The 15853-nt window shown below is 46.4% G+C and carries 17 protein-coding genes; 5 read left to right on the forward strand and 12 right to left on the reverse strand.

Annotated elements, in window-relative coordinates; genetic code table 11:
* Positions 1 to 118: 118 nt before the first annotated feature.
* Both nfuA and ACQEXP_RS18290 read right to left on the reverse strand, forming a co-directional pair.
* Positions 119 to 706, reverse strand: a complete 588-nt coding sequence (gene nfuA / locus ACQEXP_RS18285; protein ID WP_138972923.1) for a Fe-S biogenesis protein NfuA — start codon at positions 704 to 706, stop codon at positions 119 to 121.
* An 86-nt stretch (positions 707 to 792) separates the two neighbouring features.
* Positions 793 to 1497: a ComF family protein gene (locus ACQEXP_RS18290; RefSeq protein WP_426971160.1), complete on the reverse strand. Its 705-nt coding sequence runs from the start codon at positions 1495 to 1497 to the stop codon at positions 793 to 795.
* Positions 1498 to 1556: 59 nt separating this feature from the next.
* On the opposite strand from ACQEXP_RS18290, the gene bioH reads away from it, so the two are divergent.
* Both bioH and ACQEXP_RS18300 read left to right on the forward strand, forming a co-directional pair.
* Positions 1557 to 2363, forward strand: coding sequence for a pimeloyl-ACP methyl ester esterase BioH (gene bioH, locus ACQEXP_RS18295; protein WP_426971161.1), 807 nt, complete (start codon positions 1557 to 1559; stop codon positions 2361 to 2363).
* A 110-nt stretch (positions 2364 to 2473) separates the two neighbouring features.
* Positions 2474 to 2944 carry an ATP-dependent Lon protease gene (locus ACQEXP_RS18300; protein WP_269376986.1) on the forward strand — a complete coding sequence of 157 codons (471 nt, stop codon included), beginning with the start codon at positions 2474 to 2476 and terminating at the stop codon, positions 2942 to 2944.
* 100 nt (positions 2945 to 3044) lie between these two features.
* Here the strand turns inward: ACQEXP_RS18300 and ACQEXP_RS18305 are convergent, their stop codons facing one another.
* A complete protein-coding gene (locus tag ACQEXP_RS18305) occupies positions 3045 to 5363 on the reverse strand; it encodes a Tex family protein (protein WP_426971162.1) in 2319 nt (772 codons plus the stop codon).
* A 225-nt stretch (positions 5364 to 5588) separates the two neighbouring features.
* Here ACQEXP_RS18305 and ACQEXP_RS18310 point away from each other — a divergent pair, with 225 nt between their 5' ends.
* Entirely contained in the window at positions 5589 to 7475 is a 1887-nt protein-coding gene (locus ACQEXP_RS18310) for an ATP-dependent zinc protease family protein (protein WP_426971163.1), read from the forward strand.
* Positions 7476 to 7532: 57 nt separating this feature from the next.
* On the opposite strand, the gene greB is transcribed toward ACQEXP_RS18310, so the two are convergent.
* The gene (gene greB / locus ACQEXP_RS18315) at positions 7533 to 8012 is read right to left on the reverse strand and encodes a transcription elongation factor GreB (protein WP_426971164.1); all 480 of its coding nucleotides are present in this window, start codon (positions 8010 to 8012) and stop codon (positions 7533 to 7535) included.
* A 174-nt stretch (positions 8013 to 8186) separates the two neighbouring features.
* On the opposite strand from greB, the gene ompR reads away from it, so the two are divergent.
* The gene (ompR, locus tag ACQEXP_RS18320; RefSeq protein ID WP_138972917.1) at positions 8187 to 8906 is read left to right on the forward strand and encodes a two-component system response regulator OmpR; all 720 of its coding nucleotides are present in this window, start codon (positions 8187 to 8189) and stop codon (positions 8904 to 8906) included.
* A 72-nt stretch (positions 8907 to 8978) separates the two neighbouring features.
* The gene (gene envZ / locus ACQEXP_RS18325) at positions 8979 to 10286 is read left to right on the forward strand and encodes a two-component system sensor histidine kinase EnvZ (protein WP_426971165.1); all 1308 of its coding nucleotides are present in this window, start codon (positions 8979 to 8981) and stop codon (positions 10284 to 10286) included.
* A gap of 57 nt (positions 10287 to 10343) precedes the next feature.
* On the opposite strand, the gene ACQEXP_RS18330 is transcribed toward envZ, so the two are convergent.
* From ACQEXP_RS18330 to gspG, 8 genes are read right to left on the reverse strand one after another with little or no spacing between them, the layout of a single operon-like run.
* Positions 10344 to 11108: a type II secretion system protein N gene (locus tag ACQEXP_RS18330; RefSeq protein ID WP_426971166.1), complete on the reverse strand. Its 765-nt coding sequence runs from the start codon at positions 11106 to 11108 to the stop codon at positions 10344 to 10346.
* A 4-nt stretch (positions 11109 to 11112) separates the two neighbouring features.
* Positions 11113 to 11604, reverse strand: a complete 492-nt coding sequence (locus ACQEXP_RS18335; protein ID WP_426971167.1) for a type II secretion system protein M — start codon at positions 11602 to 11604, stop codon at positions 11113 to 11115.
* 10 nt (positions 11605 to 11614) lie between these two features.
* Positions 11615 to 12826, reverse strand: a complete 1212-nt coding sequence (gene gspL / locus ACQEXP_RS18340; RefSeq protein ID WP_426971168.1) for a type II secretion system protein GspL — start codon at positions 12824 to 12826, stop codon at positions 11615 to 11617.
* On the reverse strand, positions 12792 to 13805 hold the full coding sequence (gspK, locus tag ACQEXP_RS18345; protein ID WP_269376969.1) for a type II secretion system minor pseudopilin GspK: 1014 nt from the start codon (positions 13803 to 13805) through the stop codon (positions 12792 to 12794). Before gspK ends, gspL begins: the two co-directional genes overlap by 35 nt.
* Positions 13795 to 14448 (reverse strand): type II secretion system minor pseudopilin GspJ, encoded by a 654-nt coding sequence (gspJ, locus tag ACQEXP_RS18350; protein WP_269376968.1) that lies wholly within the window; start codon positions 14446 to 14448, stop codon positions 13795 to 13797. Before gspJ ends, gspK begins: the two co-directional genes overlap by 11 nt.
* A complete protein-coding gene (gene gspI / locus ACQEXP_RS18355) occupies positions 14435 to 14791 on the reverse strand; it encodes a type II secretion system minor pseudopilin GspI (protein ID WP_269376967.1) in 357 nt (118 codons plus the stop codon). Before gspI ends, gspJ begins: the two co-directional genes overlap by 14 nt.
* Positions 14778 to 15362 (reverse strand): type II secretion system minor pseudopilin GspH, encoded by a 585-nt coding sequence (gene gspH, locus ACQEXP_RS18360; RefSeq protein ID WP_269376966.1) that lies wholly within the window; start codon positions 15360 to 15362, stop codon positions 14778 to 14780. The genes gspI and gspH overlap by 14 nt, the downstream gene beginning before the upstream one ends.
* Positions 15363 to 15383: 21 nt before the next feature.
* Positions 15384 to 15827: a type II secretion system major pseudopilin GspG gene (gene gspG, locus ACQEXP_RS18365; RefSeq protein WP_269376965.1), complete on the reverse strand. Its 444-nt coding sequence runs from the start codon at positions 15825 to 15827 to the stop codon at positions 15384 to 15386.
* Between the last annotated feature and the right edge of the window lie 26 nt (positions 15828 to 15853).

The raw sequence follows: 15853 nt of genomic DNA on the forward strand, positions 1-15853 counted from the left end.
GCTCCTAAGCAAAAATTGAAGTTCTTAATATATGAGAAATTAGTCCGCTTTGAAAACAAAAAAAAAGGGTCAGCGCAACGGCCAACCCTATGTATTTCATTCGGTTAAAATAACGTAATTAGTAGTAAGAATGCTCACCACGATCGTGTTCCGTTGCATCACGTACGGCAGACAATTCACCTTCAAACTGTTGTAGCAGTTCTTTCTCGATGCCTTCTTTAAGTGTTACGTCAACCATTGAACAACCATTACACCCACCGCCAAACGCAACAATTGCAATACCATCTTCGGTGATCTCAACAAGATTTACGTGACCGCCGTGGCCAGCAAGCTGTGGGTTCACTTGCGTCTGAATGACATACTCGACACGCTCAACGAGCGGTGCATCATCAGAGACTTTGCGCATTTTAGCATTAGGCGCTTTAAGTGTAAGTTGTGAGCCCATTTTGTCGGTGACAAAATCGATCTCTGCATCTTCTAGAAATGGAAGACTTAGCTCATCAACATAAGCAGAGAAAGCGTCAAAAGCTAGCTCAGTATCCGTAGCTTCAACGGCTTCAGGTGGACAGTAAGAAACACCACACTCTGCATTCTGAGTTCCAGGGTTAACAACGAATACACGAATATTAGTGCCGTCAGGTTGCTGTTCCAATAGGTTAGCAAAGTGTTTTTGGGCAGTTTCAGTAATAGTAATTGTATTTGACACGACGAATACCTGAGTAATTTTGTAGGCTATTAGTTGACCATTCTACTCCTGAAAGCTGAGAGATCTAGCGTTTTAGTTAAATTCAGCTAACTTGCGGGTTCAGGAGTCCGACAGATGCAGTAAATATCAACGGTTTTGACTCCGGCTTCAAGCAGTAGTTTGCATAAATGATACACCGTACTACCTGTGGTGAGAACATCATCAACAATTGCCACATGTTGCGTGAGGACTTGTTGACCTTGCAAAGCAAATGCATTGAGTAAGTTCTCTTTTCGTTCAACTCTACTTAGTCCTGCTTGCGGTGGTGTTGCTCTTAATCGCCTAAAAAGAGGCTGATAAGATACATTGAGTTTGCGTGCTATCGCCTGCGCCAACAAATCACTTTGGTTGTAACCACGCACCCAATATCGCTGCCAGTGCATCGGCACACTGGTCACTAGCTGTGCTGGTTGTTCAATTCTTGCCGCCAGCATAGAAGACAATTGACCACTCAACCAAAATTGCCCACGGTACTTATAGCGATAAACGTAATTGGATAGGGGAAACTGGTAATCTCCGACACAATAGACTCGTTGCCAAATGGGTGGGCGCTTGAGGCACTCACCACAAGCTAACGCCTCGGTAACCATAGGCAAGCCACAACGCAGACAACGTGGTAAAGGCGCAAAATATTGGCTGCAATGCCGACAGACACCTTTAATCTCTGTCGTCGAGTCCACTTCAAGCGAGCAGATATCACAATACACAGGTAACAGGTCCGCGATGTATTTTCGTACCCTTTGCGCTAACATACCCCAACTCCAAACAACGATGACATTCTAATTGTGGCGATAGAGTAAGGATTTTAGGGATGGAAAAAGTGGCAGAGACTGAGAGCAAAACCGAAGCTTTATATTGGCACAGTTGTGGGGAAGGAGCAGATATCGTCCTCATTCATGGCTGGGGAATGAATGGCGCAGTTTGGCAACAAACCGTGACTGAACTCAGCAAACATTATCGCGTGCACGTCGTTGACCTACCAGGGTTTGGCCATAGCCATCACTCCAGCTTCATCAACATGGACGATCTTGCCCAGCAAGTGCTTGCTAGCGCTCCACAACAAGCGACTTGGATCGGCTGGTCACTAGGTGGTCTCCTAGCAACACATATTGCGCTAAACCATCCCCTACGAATCACCAAACTGATCACGGTCGCAAGCTCACCGAAATTTGCCGCTGAGCGTCCTTGGCGAGGTATTCAGCCAAACGTTCTTAGCGCCTTTACTGAGCAGTTGGTCGAGGATTTTCAACTTACGATTGAGCGATTTATGGCATTGCAGGCAATGGGGAGTCCATCTGCAAGACAAGACGTAAAGCAGCTTAAAAAAGCCGTGTTATCGCGCCCGACCCCCAACCCAGAAGCGCTGCTGGCTGGACTCAAACTCCTAGCGGACATTGACTATCGAGCGGAACTAGAACGACTGACCATTCCCGTTCTTCGCCTATATGGGCGGCTTGATGGATTAGTTCCAATCAAAGTCGCCAGTGACGTGGAACGCTTAATGCCACACAGCGACCAATATGTCTTTTCTGAATCCTCTCACGCCCCTTTTATGACGGAGTTGGATAACTTCTGCCAGCAAGTGCTGCTTTTTGTTTCTCAAGACATAAAAAAATAGGGTTTGTGCAACAAATTGTAAACGTCGCTAAACATCTGACTAAACTGGTCGATAAATAGACTAACCGAACGGAGTAACAACTCTCTAGGTTGGGCGTGAGGAGATAAAATATGCTCGTATCACCTACGAACGTAAGTGTTCCACTCATCGCCCCATCGGTTAATGTGCAAACGGAACAAGCGGCACGCGACAACAAAGTTCGCGAACCTGTTGCTCCTACGATTGCATTGACCAAGAGCAACGCAGAACGAAAGGTAACAGCGGACGATAAACGGCGAAAGCAATCATCATGGGATCCTTCAGAGCACCCAAGCTATGAAACGGAACAAAGTGGTGAAGCAATTTCGCTCTATCAGGAAGAGCCCAAGGACACACTCGAAAGGCTATTTCAGTTGCTGGCGCTAGACAGTTACAGCGAACATCAAGGTAAAGGCTACGCCATGCGTTTTCGCTTGCCGAAACGCATAATCGATGCGGCGATAACAGAAGGGAAAATGGCCAAACGTAGAACCGTAATCAAATTCCATTACGGCGATGCGGTTGCTCCCAATACACCTTCTGATGTAATTGCGGTGTTGTAGTACTCAATCGAGGTTTACTTCGATTGAGTAATGCCGAAAAAATCCCCGCTAGTATCTCTACTGCGGGGATTTGCTTTTTCTCTTACTAGTGGTGACTCAATTAGCGTTTGGCTTTGGCAAAGGCTGCGGCAAACGCACCACCCATCGCATTATTCTGAGACTCATCACGACGACTTTGGCTACCCTGTGTCTGACGCTGCTGCCCACGCGGCGACGCAGAACGTTGAGCTCGATTGTCTTGTCCTGGCTCATCATTGAGACGCATAGAAAGCGCGATTCGTTTGCGTTGAACATCCACTTCCATGACCTTAACTTTTACAATATCACCGGCCTTGACCACTTCACGCGGGTCAGAGACAAAACGGTCAGTTAAAGCAGAAATATGAACCAAACCATCTTGATGAACACCGATATCAACAAAGGCACCAAAATTAGCCACGTTTGAAACCACGCCTTCCAAAACCATTCCAATCTCTAAGTCGGATACCTCATTAACGCCATCAGCAAAGGTCGCCGTCTTAAACTCTGGACGAGGGTCACGACCTGGCTTATCGAGCTCTTTAATGATGTCAGTAACAGTGGGCACACCAAAGTTTTCATCAGTGTAATCAACCGCATGCAGACCACGTAGGAACTGAGTGTCACCAATCAGAGCTTTGATATCTTTTTGATTTTTCTCTGCAATGGCTTTCACTACTGGATACGCTTCTGGGTGAACCGAAGAGGCATCAAGCGGGTTCTTACCATCCATAATACGTAAGAAACCAGCACACTGTTCAAAGGCTTTAGGCCCTAGACGTGCCACTTTTTTAAGGGTCGAGCGCGCTTCAAAACGGCCATTAGCATCACGATAATCAACGATGTTTTGTGCAATAGTGCTTGATAGACCTGCGACTCGTGTAAGAAGTGCCGGAGATGCTGTATTGACATCAACACCCACCGCATTCACACAGTCTTCAACCACCGCATCAAGTCGTTTAGCTAGCATCGACTGACTCACATCATGCTGATACTGACCTACACCTATAGATTTAGGATCAATTTTCACTAACTCAGCAAGCGGGTCTTGCAGACGACGGGCGATAGATACCGCACCCCTCAGTGAAACATCAAGATTCGGGAATTCATTCGCCGCCAACTCAGATGCAGAGTAAACCGAAGCGCCCGCTTCGCTGACCATGATCTTCTGAACTTTAAGATTGCCACGCTTAATAAGATCAGCCACGAAACTGTCCGTTTCACGTGAAGCAGTACCATTGCCAATCGCAATCAGGTCAACATTGTATTTGCGTACCAAAGCATCAACGATTTGCGCCGATTTATCGTACTGTTTTTGTGGAGGGTGAGGATAAATCGTTTCTGTCGCCAAGACTTTACCAGTCGAGTCTACAACCGCAATTTTGGAGCCAGTACGTAAGCCAGGGTCAAGACCCAATGTCGCACGAGGACCTGCCGGAGCCGCCATTAACAAGTCTTTGAGATTAGTGGCAAACACTTCGATGGCTTCAATCTCTGCGCGCTCTTTCATCGCGCCCATCAACTCGGTTTCCATGTGCATAGATACCTTGATGCGCCAAGCCCAACTGATCACTTGTTTGCGCCATGCATCCGCTGGAGCGCTACTTAATGAAATACCATAGTGGTCACTAATGATCGTCTCACAATACGATTGACGGACACCTTCATCTTGCGCCGGATCTGCATTCATCGCCAAGGTTAAGAAGCCTTCGTTGCGACCCCGCAACATTGCCAATGCACGATGCGAAGGGACTTTGTTTAAGGCTTCATTGTGCTCAAAGTAGTCTTTAAACTTCTCACCTTCTTGCTCTTTTCCTGCGACAACACGAGATACCAACTCAGCATTGCGGTTAAGGTGGTGACGAATTTTTTCTAGCAAATTCGCATCTTCTGCAATGCGTTCCATTACGATCGCACGAGCACCATCCAACGCAGCTTTAGTATCTTCAATGCCGTTCTCGGCAGAGATATAACCCGCCGCCTCAACCTCAGGTTCGGTTTGCGGCTCATTCCACAGTTTATCGGCTAGCGGCTCAAGTCCCGCTTCAATCGCAATCTGTCCCTTAGTGCGACGTTTTGGTTTGTACGGCAGGTAAAGATCTTCTAGGCGAGTTTTGCTATCTGCCTGATGTATTTCAGCTTCTAGCTCAGGCGTCATTTTTCCCTGTTCCTGAATCGACTTCAGGATAGTTTGGCGGCGTTCGTCTAGCTCACGCAAATAGGATAAGCGACTATCTAGGTTTCGCAGCTGAGTATCATCTAAACCACCCGTAACCTCTTTACGATAACGCGCGATAAACGGAACGGTATTACCATCATCAATCAGGTTAACAGCCGCAGTGACTTGCTCAGGGCGAACATTGAGTTCCTGAGCAATCAAATTACAGATAGCTTGGCTCATCCGTTGAATCTCTTTTCTAAATTAAACGTCTAATATATTGGGGTAACAAAGGTAAAAACCAACACTTTTTGCTACCGCTAGCAAGGTTACGCAATAGTTGGAACGATAGGTTGGCAATTGTGTGAAAGTTATGTCAGAACTATTGCTATCATTCGAACTAAAATTTGAAAATTGGAACTAACTTCGTTCAAGTCTTTGAACGAACAATGAATATATGGAACCACTATGAAAAAAATCTTGCTGGCCTTTTCTGTATTATCCGTTTTCTTTTCGTCACTCTCTATCGCGGATAATAGTTCTCTCAATTCCGCGCTAAGTGCAACGACACAGAATCCCCTTTACACTCTTGAGGATAAATTGGTACTGGGTCGAGTAGAAAGTGTCTACCTTAGTGATGTCGAGCCGCTAAAAACGATAGCCTTTGCGGGCAAGATTGATACAGGTGCGGATACCACCTCAATGCATGCTACCAATATTCATGTGTCCAGTCGCCATCCAGATTTTAGTCAATTGCGCGATCAAGAGTTAATGAAAGCACTCATTGCTCATCCACCAATTGATAACGTTAACTATGATAAGTGGCATGCGGGGCTGTTTGATCCTTATCAAGTCAGTGTTTCTTTCACCATCACTCACCCATACACTGGTGAGGCTATAGAAATTACTAGACCGATTACTCGTGTCAGCGTGATTCGAAACCGAACTCAGAAGCAGCCAATCCTGCGACCAACAGTCACTCTACCTCTAACCATTGCAGATAAAACGGTAATGACGGAGGTAAACTTAACCGACCGAAGCCAATTTTCCTCTCCGATTCTGATTGGCAAAACCTTCCTTAGCGACAACGCATGGGTTCTTGCTGGATATGACTATCTACAACAGCAAAAACAGGCACAGCTTCTCGGTCGGGCAGAAACGGTCACCATCGCAGGAATCCAACAAAAGATTAGCTACTCGCTCAATAGTAACTACAGCGTTTTGCATGCCAAAGACGTCAACGTGGACTCGAAGACTCAACGGGTGACCTTCACAATCGAAAACCGCCAAGGCGAGAAAAAGGCACTGACGCTACCTGTCATTAGACAACTCAATGTCGGTGGAAAATCACGTCCAATGGTGTTTGTACCGATAGATACCCCCAATCAACCGACTCAATACTGGCTGGTCTATTTGAGTGACCGAAGTCAATATGGTTCTCAACTGCGATTAGGCAAAGAGACGCTGAATCGACACTTTATGGTTGATACCAAACAAAAATCCTTACTGTCTGGCAGCCCTAAGTTCTTCAACCCTCAATCTAAAGCAATGCAAGTTTCAGGCAGCGAATCTATCGATTTAGATGGCGTTATCTTAGAAGCTCAACCATCGTTGACGGTCAAAACACCGCTACTCAAAGTCAGCAGTTTCGAGATGTTCGATAAGAATGGCAAAGACTGGGTGACCTACTATCTGACCACCCCAGATGGGGAAGCCAAGCAGTTTTCAAAGCCTATCAACAAAAAACTCAAGGTAGGCGACTCGATTCGTCCGGTGGTATTCGGCACCTTCACGCTCTACGGAGAGCCCGTGGAACTTCCTTATGCGATAGACGTGCTAGATGAAAATGAGTCAGAAGATTACTTTGTCATCGGCCAAAAAATGTCAAAAGATGGTGTACTCATCAATACGCGCAGTGAACATCTACTTGATGTTTATCCACTGTTTAAAGCAGGGCATATTGAGGAGGCTTTAGTCGAAGGTATGAGTATCCCAGTGAAGCTAGATACTGGAGCCGATGTCAGCTCCATCAATGCGCAAAACATCAAGTTGTTTAAACGCAATGGTCAGCAGATGGTGAGCTTTACCTATGAAAACGATCAGGGTTTCAAACAGGAATTCACTCGTAAAGTGGTCGATAACATGACGATTACAGCCAAAAAGGGCGAAAAGGCCACAACACGACCCGTCGTAGAAATGCATGTATCGCTTGGCGATCTTGAGAAAAACATTCGCGTCAATTTACAGGATCGGAGTCGTTTCCATTACAGCATGATTTTGGGTAAGAACTTCCTCAAGTATGGTGCCGTCGTTGCCAGCGAAAGCAACTATCTCGTTAGTGAGCCTGCTCAATAGAAACCGAAATAATAAGTCCCGCTATAGGCGGGACTTTTACTTTGAGTGAAACCTTTCTTAATCAGCCGAGTAGCGAATGTGATTCACAAACCACTCTTTGTCACCATCGGGCGTTTTCACACAGAATTCATCATCAACTTCTTTTTTAAGCAACGCACGAGCCATCGGAGAATCAATCGAAATGTATCCTTTGGCATCCCCATAAATTTCATCAGGCCCCACAATACGGAATGACTTGACCTCACCAGCTTCATTTTCGATTTCAACCCACGCACCAAAGAAAACTTTGCCTTCCTGCTGGGGCGAGTAGTCGACCACCTTAACCTGTTCGAGTCGCTTTCTCAGATAACGAACGCGACGATCAATCTCTCGCAAACGTTTCTTATTGTACTGGTAGTCTGCGTTCTCACTACGGTCACCAAGACTCGCAGCCCAAGTCACTTTTTTAGTCACCTCAGGGCGCTCTTCCCTCCACAAAAAATCAAGCTCGCGCTTGAGTCGGTCGTAGCCTTCTCGCGTTATTAGGTTTGTTTTCATATTTTTGACGATATTAAATTGAAGTTACGATATACATTAGCTAAAAAGGAAATAAACGTTAACAATTCTTTGCGCCACTAGAGCGTGAACAGTGTTACATTTTAAGCTGCACAGTGGGTAAGTCTTTCTCTACCCTGTTTTAGTGCGTGCTTATCAAATAGGTGGAACCATTACATGCAAGAAAATCACAAGATCTTAGTTGTTGATGATGATGCACGTCTTCGTGCACTACTAGAGCGTTACTTGTCTGAGCAAGGATTCCAAGTTCGTAGTGTTGCCAATAGCGAGCAAATGGACCGCCTGCTAACTCGTGAAAACTTCCACTTGATGGTTCTCGACCTAATGCTGCCGGGTGAAGATGGCTTATCCATCTGCCGTCGCCTGCGTAATGCGAATAATACGCTACCCATTCTAATGCTGACAGCGAAAGGCGATGAGATCGATCGTATTGTCGGCCTCGAAGTGGGTGCAGATGACTATCTACCAAAACCTTTTAACCCACGAGAACTACTCGCGCGTATCAAGGCGGTTCTTCGTCGACAAACCATTGAGTTACCGGGCGCACCAAGCAGCGAAGAGTCGATCGTTGAGTTTGGTGAATTTCGTCTCAACTTAGGAACTCGTGAAATGTTCCGTGGCGAAGAATCGATGCCCCTAACATCGGGCGAATTCGCTGTACTGAAAGCACTTGTGACGAACGCACGTGAACCAATGTCTCGCGATAAATTGATGAACATGGCAAGAGGTCGTGAATACTCAGCAATGGAACGTTCGATAGACGTACAAATCTCACGTTTGCGCCGTATGCTAGAGGTCGACCCAAGTAAACCTCGTTACATCCAAACAGTTTGGGGATTGGGCTACGTCTTTGTCCCTGACGGTAAAGAAGCCTAACGGTTTCCAGATTTACTAGAGTGCGAGACCCTGTCTCGCACTCTTCGTTTCTACTCCACTAAGGTTGGCGTTATGCGCATTCGCAGCTCATTTACACAATCCATCTTTATCTTTCTTACTCTACTGATCGCAAGTCAGGTCTATTCTTACTACGCCGTGTTCAACTACGCGTTAATGCCTAGCTTGCAACAGTTCAATAAAATCCTCGGGCATGAAATAAACCTAATGCTTGATGACTCGGCAAGCCTAGAGGATGAATTAGCGATGGATGCACCTCTGCGCAGACGAGTACTGGAGCAGCTTGGTGTGACCATCCACGCTGAAGATAGCCCGATTGCTGACGAGTACTACCATGCAGTATCGATCGACTTGATGAGTGAGGAGATGAGCAATGAACTTGGCTCACCCACAGATGTGCGAATGATGTTGGGCAGCGACAGCTATGTGTTATGGATGAAAATCGATTCTCTACCAGGGTCGCTATTACGTATTCCCCTCTCCGAATTACAGGAAGAAGACTTCACGCCACTGTTTCGTAACAGCTTGATCATGGCGCTACTTATCGTAGCCGGTGGTTGGTTATTTATTCGTTTACAGAATCGACCACTTATTGCTTTAGAAAAGGCAGCGAAAGTCGTAGGACGAGGGGAGATTCCACCTCCACTCCCAGAAAAAGGCGCTTCAGAAATTCGCTCCGTAACACGTGCATTTAATCAGATGTCAAAAGGCATTCAGGCTCTAGAAGAAGATCGAGCTCTATTGATGGCAGGCATCAGCCATGACCTAAGAACCCCTCTAACCCGCATCCGATTAGCGACCGAAATGATGTCACCAGAAGATAGCTATCTTGCAGAAGGCATCATTAGCGATACCGAAGAATGTAATGAAATCATCAGCCAGTTCATGGACTATCTAAAGCCCGTGAACAAGCAGTCATTTGTCTCCGTCGATTTGAATGAAATTGCTAACGATGTCGCCTCATCAGAAGGTGGGTATGAGGTACAAATTGAAACCGCTTTGGTGCAACCAATTAAAGAGACGCTCGGCAGCCCTATCGCGATTAAACGTGCCGTTAGCAACCTCGTTGTGAATGCTATTCGATACGGAAATGGGTGGATAAAGGTCAGCACCGGCATCACCGCAGACAACAAACTGGTTTGGGTCTGTGTTGAAGATAACGGCCCTGGTATTGAACAGAGCCAGATTAGCAAACTGTTTGAACCTTTTACTCGCGGTGATACCGCTCGAGGTAGCGAAGGTACTGGACTTGGGCTTGCGATAGTCAAACGAATTGTTAGCCAACATAACGGTTCGGTTATCGTTAACAATCGCAGTGGTGGCGGTTTAAGAGTACAAATCAGTTTTCCCGCCAGCAAATAATCAAAAGGGCAGCGTGATTCACGCTGCCCTTATACATTGTTGCTCGATACCTAGGAATTACCATTGCCCTTGATTGTTGAAATGGTATTTACCATCACTATCCGCAGGCTCTGGCAGCCACTTGAGCTGTTGTTGTAGCGCTTGTGGGAACTCCGCTAACGGCTTAAACCAACCACTCATCTTGTAGCTACGATCTGCCCCAACCTCAGCACTGAAGCTGCTTTCAACCTCTTTGCTCTGCTGCTCTCCTTGCACATCAATTCGACTCTGCTGACAACTAAATTGTGCAATGACCGGCCCGAGATAGAGATCTGCCAGTGGCGTACTTACGGCTTGAGTATTCCACACTAAGCTTCCCTGAGCGCTATCGCAATATGGTTGGGCGTAGCGATAAGAGCGGAGATTGACCTCAACCTGACCTTTAAGATCCAACGGTACAGGTAAGCGAGGAGTAAACTTACTCATTTCTTCTACGGGAATAGCGGCGATAAGGTTTTGCGCATACAAGCCACTGAAGTCGTAACCAATCACACCTCGACCTTGAAGTGAGAGGTCACTGCCTCTGCCAAAACGAATTTGCGCCTCTAGAGAACCCGCGAGCATCTTAAGCGGATTAAGCTGCCAGTTGAGTGCCCCATAATTTGTGCCCTGCCACTGAACTTGCTGGGCACTGCCCTGCCATACCGTCCCTTCGATATCGGCTACGCGCAATGCGCTGGGCAAAGGCGCATATTGAAGAATGAACTGTGCAGGCATGTGAACCATCGCACTTACGACAAACACGCTACTGATGAATAGACCCGATAGAATGGTTTTCTTCACTCTGTTAACCCCTACCTAACTGCAATCGATTCACTTCAACCAAGCCATTTTGAGCGCCTTTATCTACATCCAGAAATACGACCTCAATCCCGTAAGTCTCTTGCAAGTAGGCAATCCAGCTAACAAACTGATTGAATGGCATAGGCGCAATCCAAACCTGAAATTGCTCTCCACGAGGCTGGACACGAATAAGCTCGACATTAAAGCGTTTAACGCTTGAAGAAACAGCCTGATTAATTGGCATACTCGACACTGTCAGACCGCCCTGGGCTTTTAGCTTGCTGATCTCATCACCCTTGCTTTGAACCCAATTCAAAAGCTGTTTCTCACTTTGGATGCGCATCTGCGCATCATCAGCCCTCTGAGCGATGGGCTGTACGATCCCCCAGTAGACACTTCCAAGGACAGCAAAAAAAACACACACAACCACTAAGCGTTGCTCTCGTTGAGAGATACTTAGCCACCACGTTTGTAAGGACATCAGTAAATTATTCACTCAATACACCTCACAATGGTTTCAAAATAAATGAGCCATTGACTAGGCTCCCTGAGCGATTAAGTTGCCCTTGCTCAACCTCGAATCGAGTCGCTAACAACTCTGCAGCTTTCTCAAAGGTTTGAAAGTCTTTACTTTGAGCTTGCACTCTTACCTCATTTCTACTGCTGTCGTACTTAAAGCTCACCAGATCCAAAGAGGGCACTTGGCTCAATATTGGTGGTAATGTGGCCAGGATGCTTAAGATGGAATTATCACGGCCAGACCCTGACATCAATCGTGCTTGCTGTTCCAACTCACGCTTTAAGTAACTGACTGTCGGTATTTTATTTTTACCTGGCATCAACTGACGGAAAATACGCTCACTTTCCGCTCGATACGCTGTGGCTTGCGCTTCATAACGCTGTATCTTCTGTACATTGTCGACCACAACGACAGCGAGCAGCAATACTGCAGCTACGGCTACCTTCTGCCATGTTTTCCAGTAACGACCAAATGAAGACTTAGGCTTAAATCGCCCAGTGAGCAAAGTCAGTTTGCTGGCAACGGCTTGTTCAGCAAGTAACTGCATCACCAACTGAGGCTGAGTCTCTTGCCAATCTTGCTCTTCATCCAATTCCAGCTCAGGCAAAGCGGAGTAGGCCGCTAACGGCAAATACTCATCCTCACGTTTCACCCAGTCAGACTGCGCCACTAGAGCTAACCACTCACTGTCAATTGATATCCCTGAATACGTCGATTTTTTCAGTAGCCATTGTCCATCAAGTTCAACAGCGGAAATCCCCTTTGACTCGGGCAAAGCTAATACGTCTGGCAGCACTTTTTGAATCTGACAACCAATCGCTGTCAAACGTTGCAGAATATGTGTAAACCATTCGCTATCAACCGCACACACCTGAGCACGACCGTTACCTTTGTGAAAAATGGTAAAGTGGAGCTGATCAACATCTTGTGCCAGCTCATCTTCCATTACGTACGGCAGCATCGCTTCAAGCTGACGACTGGCACCCGCGGGGATCGCGATATCGTTAAGCACTAAGCTCGAAGCAGAGAGCAAAACGATCGTACGTCGGTTTTCACCATATGGCGCGATGTCCGCAATAGCATCTTGGTTCGCAAGCTCGCCACTCGCAATCACTTCCTGTTGTGTCACCGACCATACTAACCATTGAACAGCTAAGGCCGGATTATTGCTCAGTCGAACGATCAGAAACTCGTTCACCGATACCTCCGAAGCGACGGCGAATAACCGTCGCAGTTTCTTGATTATTACTAAAGAGCAAGCTTCTAACTCTTACTCGGGAGTCATCAACGACGATCTCCACATCCATTTCAAAATAAGCACTTGTGACGGCAAGGTAACCCTTAGCCTGTTTCAGCACCTTTTCATCAATACCGGAAAAGGCCCCTTCACTAAGCATTTCATCAACCGTCGTCCAACCATCAAAAGGGCGGTTATCTAGGAGCTTTTTAGCCTCACTGGTCGCCAAATGTGGATAGAACAGTGCAGACAGCAACTCTGCTTGAGCAGGTTGCAGTGTATTCACATTGAGGCGAAAGTCAGACGTAGGTATTGCACACACATAAGGCAATACCTTCTGCATTACCTCACCAGAAACCTGATTCACCGCTCTCAGCTCAGAGCTATCTGACAACATACTATTGGCAGTAAGGTAAGCCGGTGAGATGGATTCATAGTAACTGTCTTCGACACCAGCAGAGGAATTGCTGACATCATTACTATCCAAATATTCCCACAACGATTGAGAAATCGTCTCTGCCTGATAGTTTTCAACCTCTAGTTCCTCGAGCAAACGCTGAAAGACTTCCACTAAATACGGCGAACTGCTGGAACTAGGCTGGTCAGTGACGGCAGCTAAAGCATTGAGGTTAAAGCAGGCTTGTTTATCAACTAAGCGCCCTTTCAAAGTTCCGTAATCCAATGGATAGGTTTGTTCCTCCAGTGCCCATGGCTGAGAAAGATTGATGGTATCTGAGTCTCTAAAGCTCTGTTTCAACCCTGCTTCAGCCAACGCTTCCGCGCCCACGCTATACCAATAAGCTTGTTGGTAGTTGAGCTGATTGCTCGCGCGCCTAAACTGACCAAATAAACGGTCAGCCATACTCGCCGCTATGCTGACCATCACCGCCAAGAGCAGCAAAACAATAATCAGAGCCACACCACGCTGCTTACGACCCATCCGCGTTTTGCTCCTCGTCGACCTCTAAAGCTCCACCAGCGGTTAGATAGATACGTTCTATTGCTCCGTAATCCTCAAATACCAACTTCACTAGCACAGCTTTCGGCAAGGTATAATTCGTTTCCCAGCGGTCTAACCACTGGTTGCCATCGTAAAAACGTAAATCAAAGGAATCGACCTTATCAATCAAGGGCATCACTATCCCTTCTTGGCCAACTGGAGTGTCAACATATCGCCACCACACCCGCTGTAACTCGCCTTCTTTTAATCGATAGCCGACTTTGCTCACCTCCCCTCGCGGGAATTGCTGCTGGGGGTTATGCCAACCAGAGCGTACAAACATGACACCTTTAGCATCAGAATCAAGGAGGTAATCCTGCCAATGAATCAGCTCTGGAGATGGTTCCTCACCATTGGTGCGCGATTGACGCAGCGCCATTTGGCGAAAATCGTTGTCCATAAAGACTAACGTTCTCTGTAGCGTTTTTAGCCGTTCACTACGTTCAAGTGACAGTTCATTGCTGCGCTGAACTTGATTGAGTACCTGATAGGCTCCAACACTCAAACTGGCAAAAATCGCAATAGCGACAAGAACTTCAATTAAGGTGAAACCATGTGAGGAAGACTGACTACTTCGGTACATAGCTTCTTACCGTCACAACTGGTGCTCCTTTTGCACTTGCTGCCACTTTAACGTCAAATGCTTGCAGAAGATCACCCGCTGTAGAGACAGGTTCTACCGACCAAAACCATTCGCGTTCAGCTAACATTTCGGTGCCTTTCTGCTTGCTTGGTTTTCGCCCCGACAGCATCACTTTCGCCATCTGATTGTCAGCAACCATGCTCGCAAAAGTTTTCTCTTCCAAGAAATTGAGCGTATTAATATGCTGGCTAACAGAACGAATCGTCGCTATCGCTGCGGTCGCAAAAATCGCTAATGCCACCAATACTTCCAGCAAGGTAAAACCACGTTTACTCGCCTTCATCACGTTCTCCTGGAGCCAGCAAGAGTATCTGTCCACTCTCTTTAACCACTATATGCCATGCATCACGTTCAGCATCTTTTTGCTGCGGATAAATAGCCACTGATACAGGTGTTATTTCTCCACTCGACATAATGAAGACTTGAGGAGGTGGGAGTTTTTTCTCGTCATCTTGTTCAGCAAACATCTCCTCATCGAACAGGCTACCCGGCTCAAAAAGTCGCTCTTTATCACTCCAGACATCCCCGCCAAGTCGCAGCATCAATGCCAATCCCGAGTCCAACTCGGTTTTCTCTGGAATATGTTGTTCATCCAGTTTCTGCCACCCCTTGGAGGTTAAATGCATAAATTGATAGGTCGACTTTTCCTCATTGATGTTTAAGCCGAAATCACGCCCACTTAGCATCGCCTCTTCATTGAGCAGTTGAATGCGATAAAACAGCGCTTGGGCTTGCTTCTTTGCAACATCTTCTGCACTGACAGTCAGTGTTGAAATAACGGCTACGGATGCCAGAGATATCAGCACCAATACCAACAATATCTCTAGTAGCGTAAAGCCTGCGTGACGACGCATAGTTAACCTAACTTGGTTGTCTTACTGAAAATCTTGAATATTCCAGTTACCAATATCGGAGTTAGCGCCTTCACCGCCCTCTTGACCATCTGCACCTAAGGTAAAGATATCAATACTGCCGTTGTCGCCTGGGCTTAAATACTGATAGTCGTTGCCCCATGGGTCTGATGGTAGACGTTTGATATAGCCACCATCACGATAATTACGTGGTTCAGGATTTGATGGCTTCGTTACCAGCGCTTCAAGACCTTGATCCGTTGATGGGTAAACACTGTTATCCAACTTGTACATATCAAGCGCATTCTCTAACGCAACAATGTCAGTGATTGCTTTTTGCTGATCCGCTTTCTCTTTGTTACCCAATAAGTTAGGAACAACAAAGCTCGCTAAAATCCCTAGAATGACTACAACGACCATGACCTCTAATAGAGTAAAGCCTTTCTGAACGTTCATTTTCTTATTCATTTTTTTCTCCACAACAAGCAGCTTCG

Source organism: Vibrio sp. TRT 1302 (assembly GCF_050113875.1).
Taxonomy (GTDB): Bacteria; Pseudomonadota; Gammaproteobacteria; order Enterobacterales; family Vibrionaceae; genus Vibrio.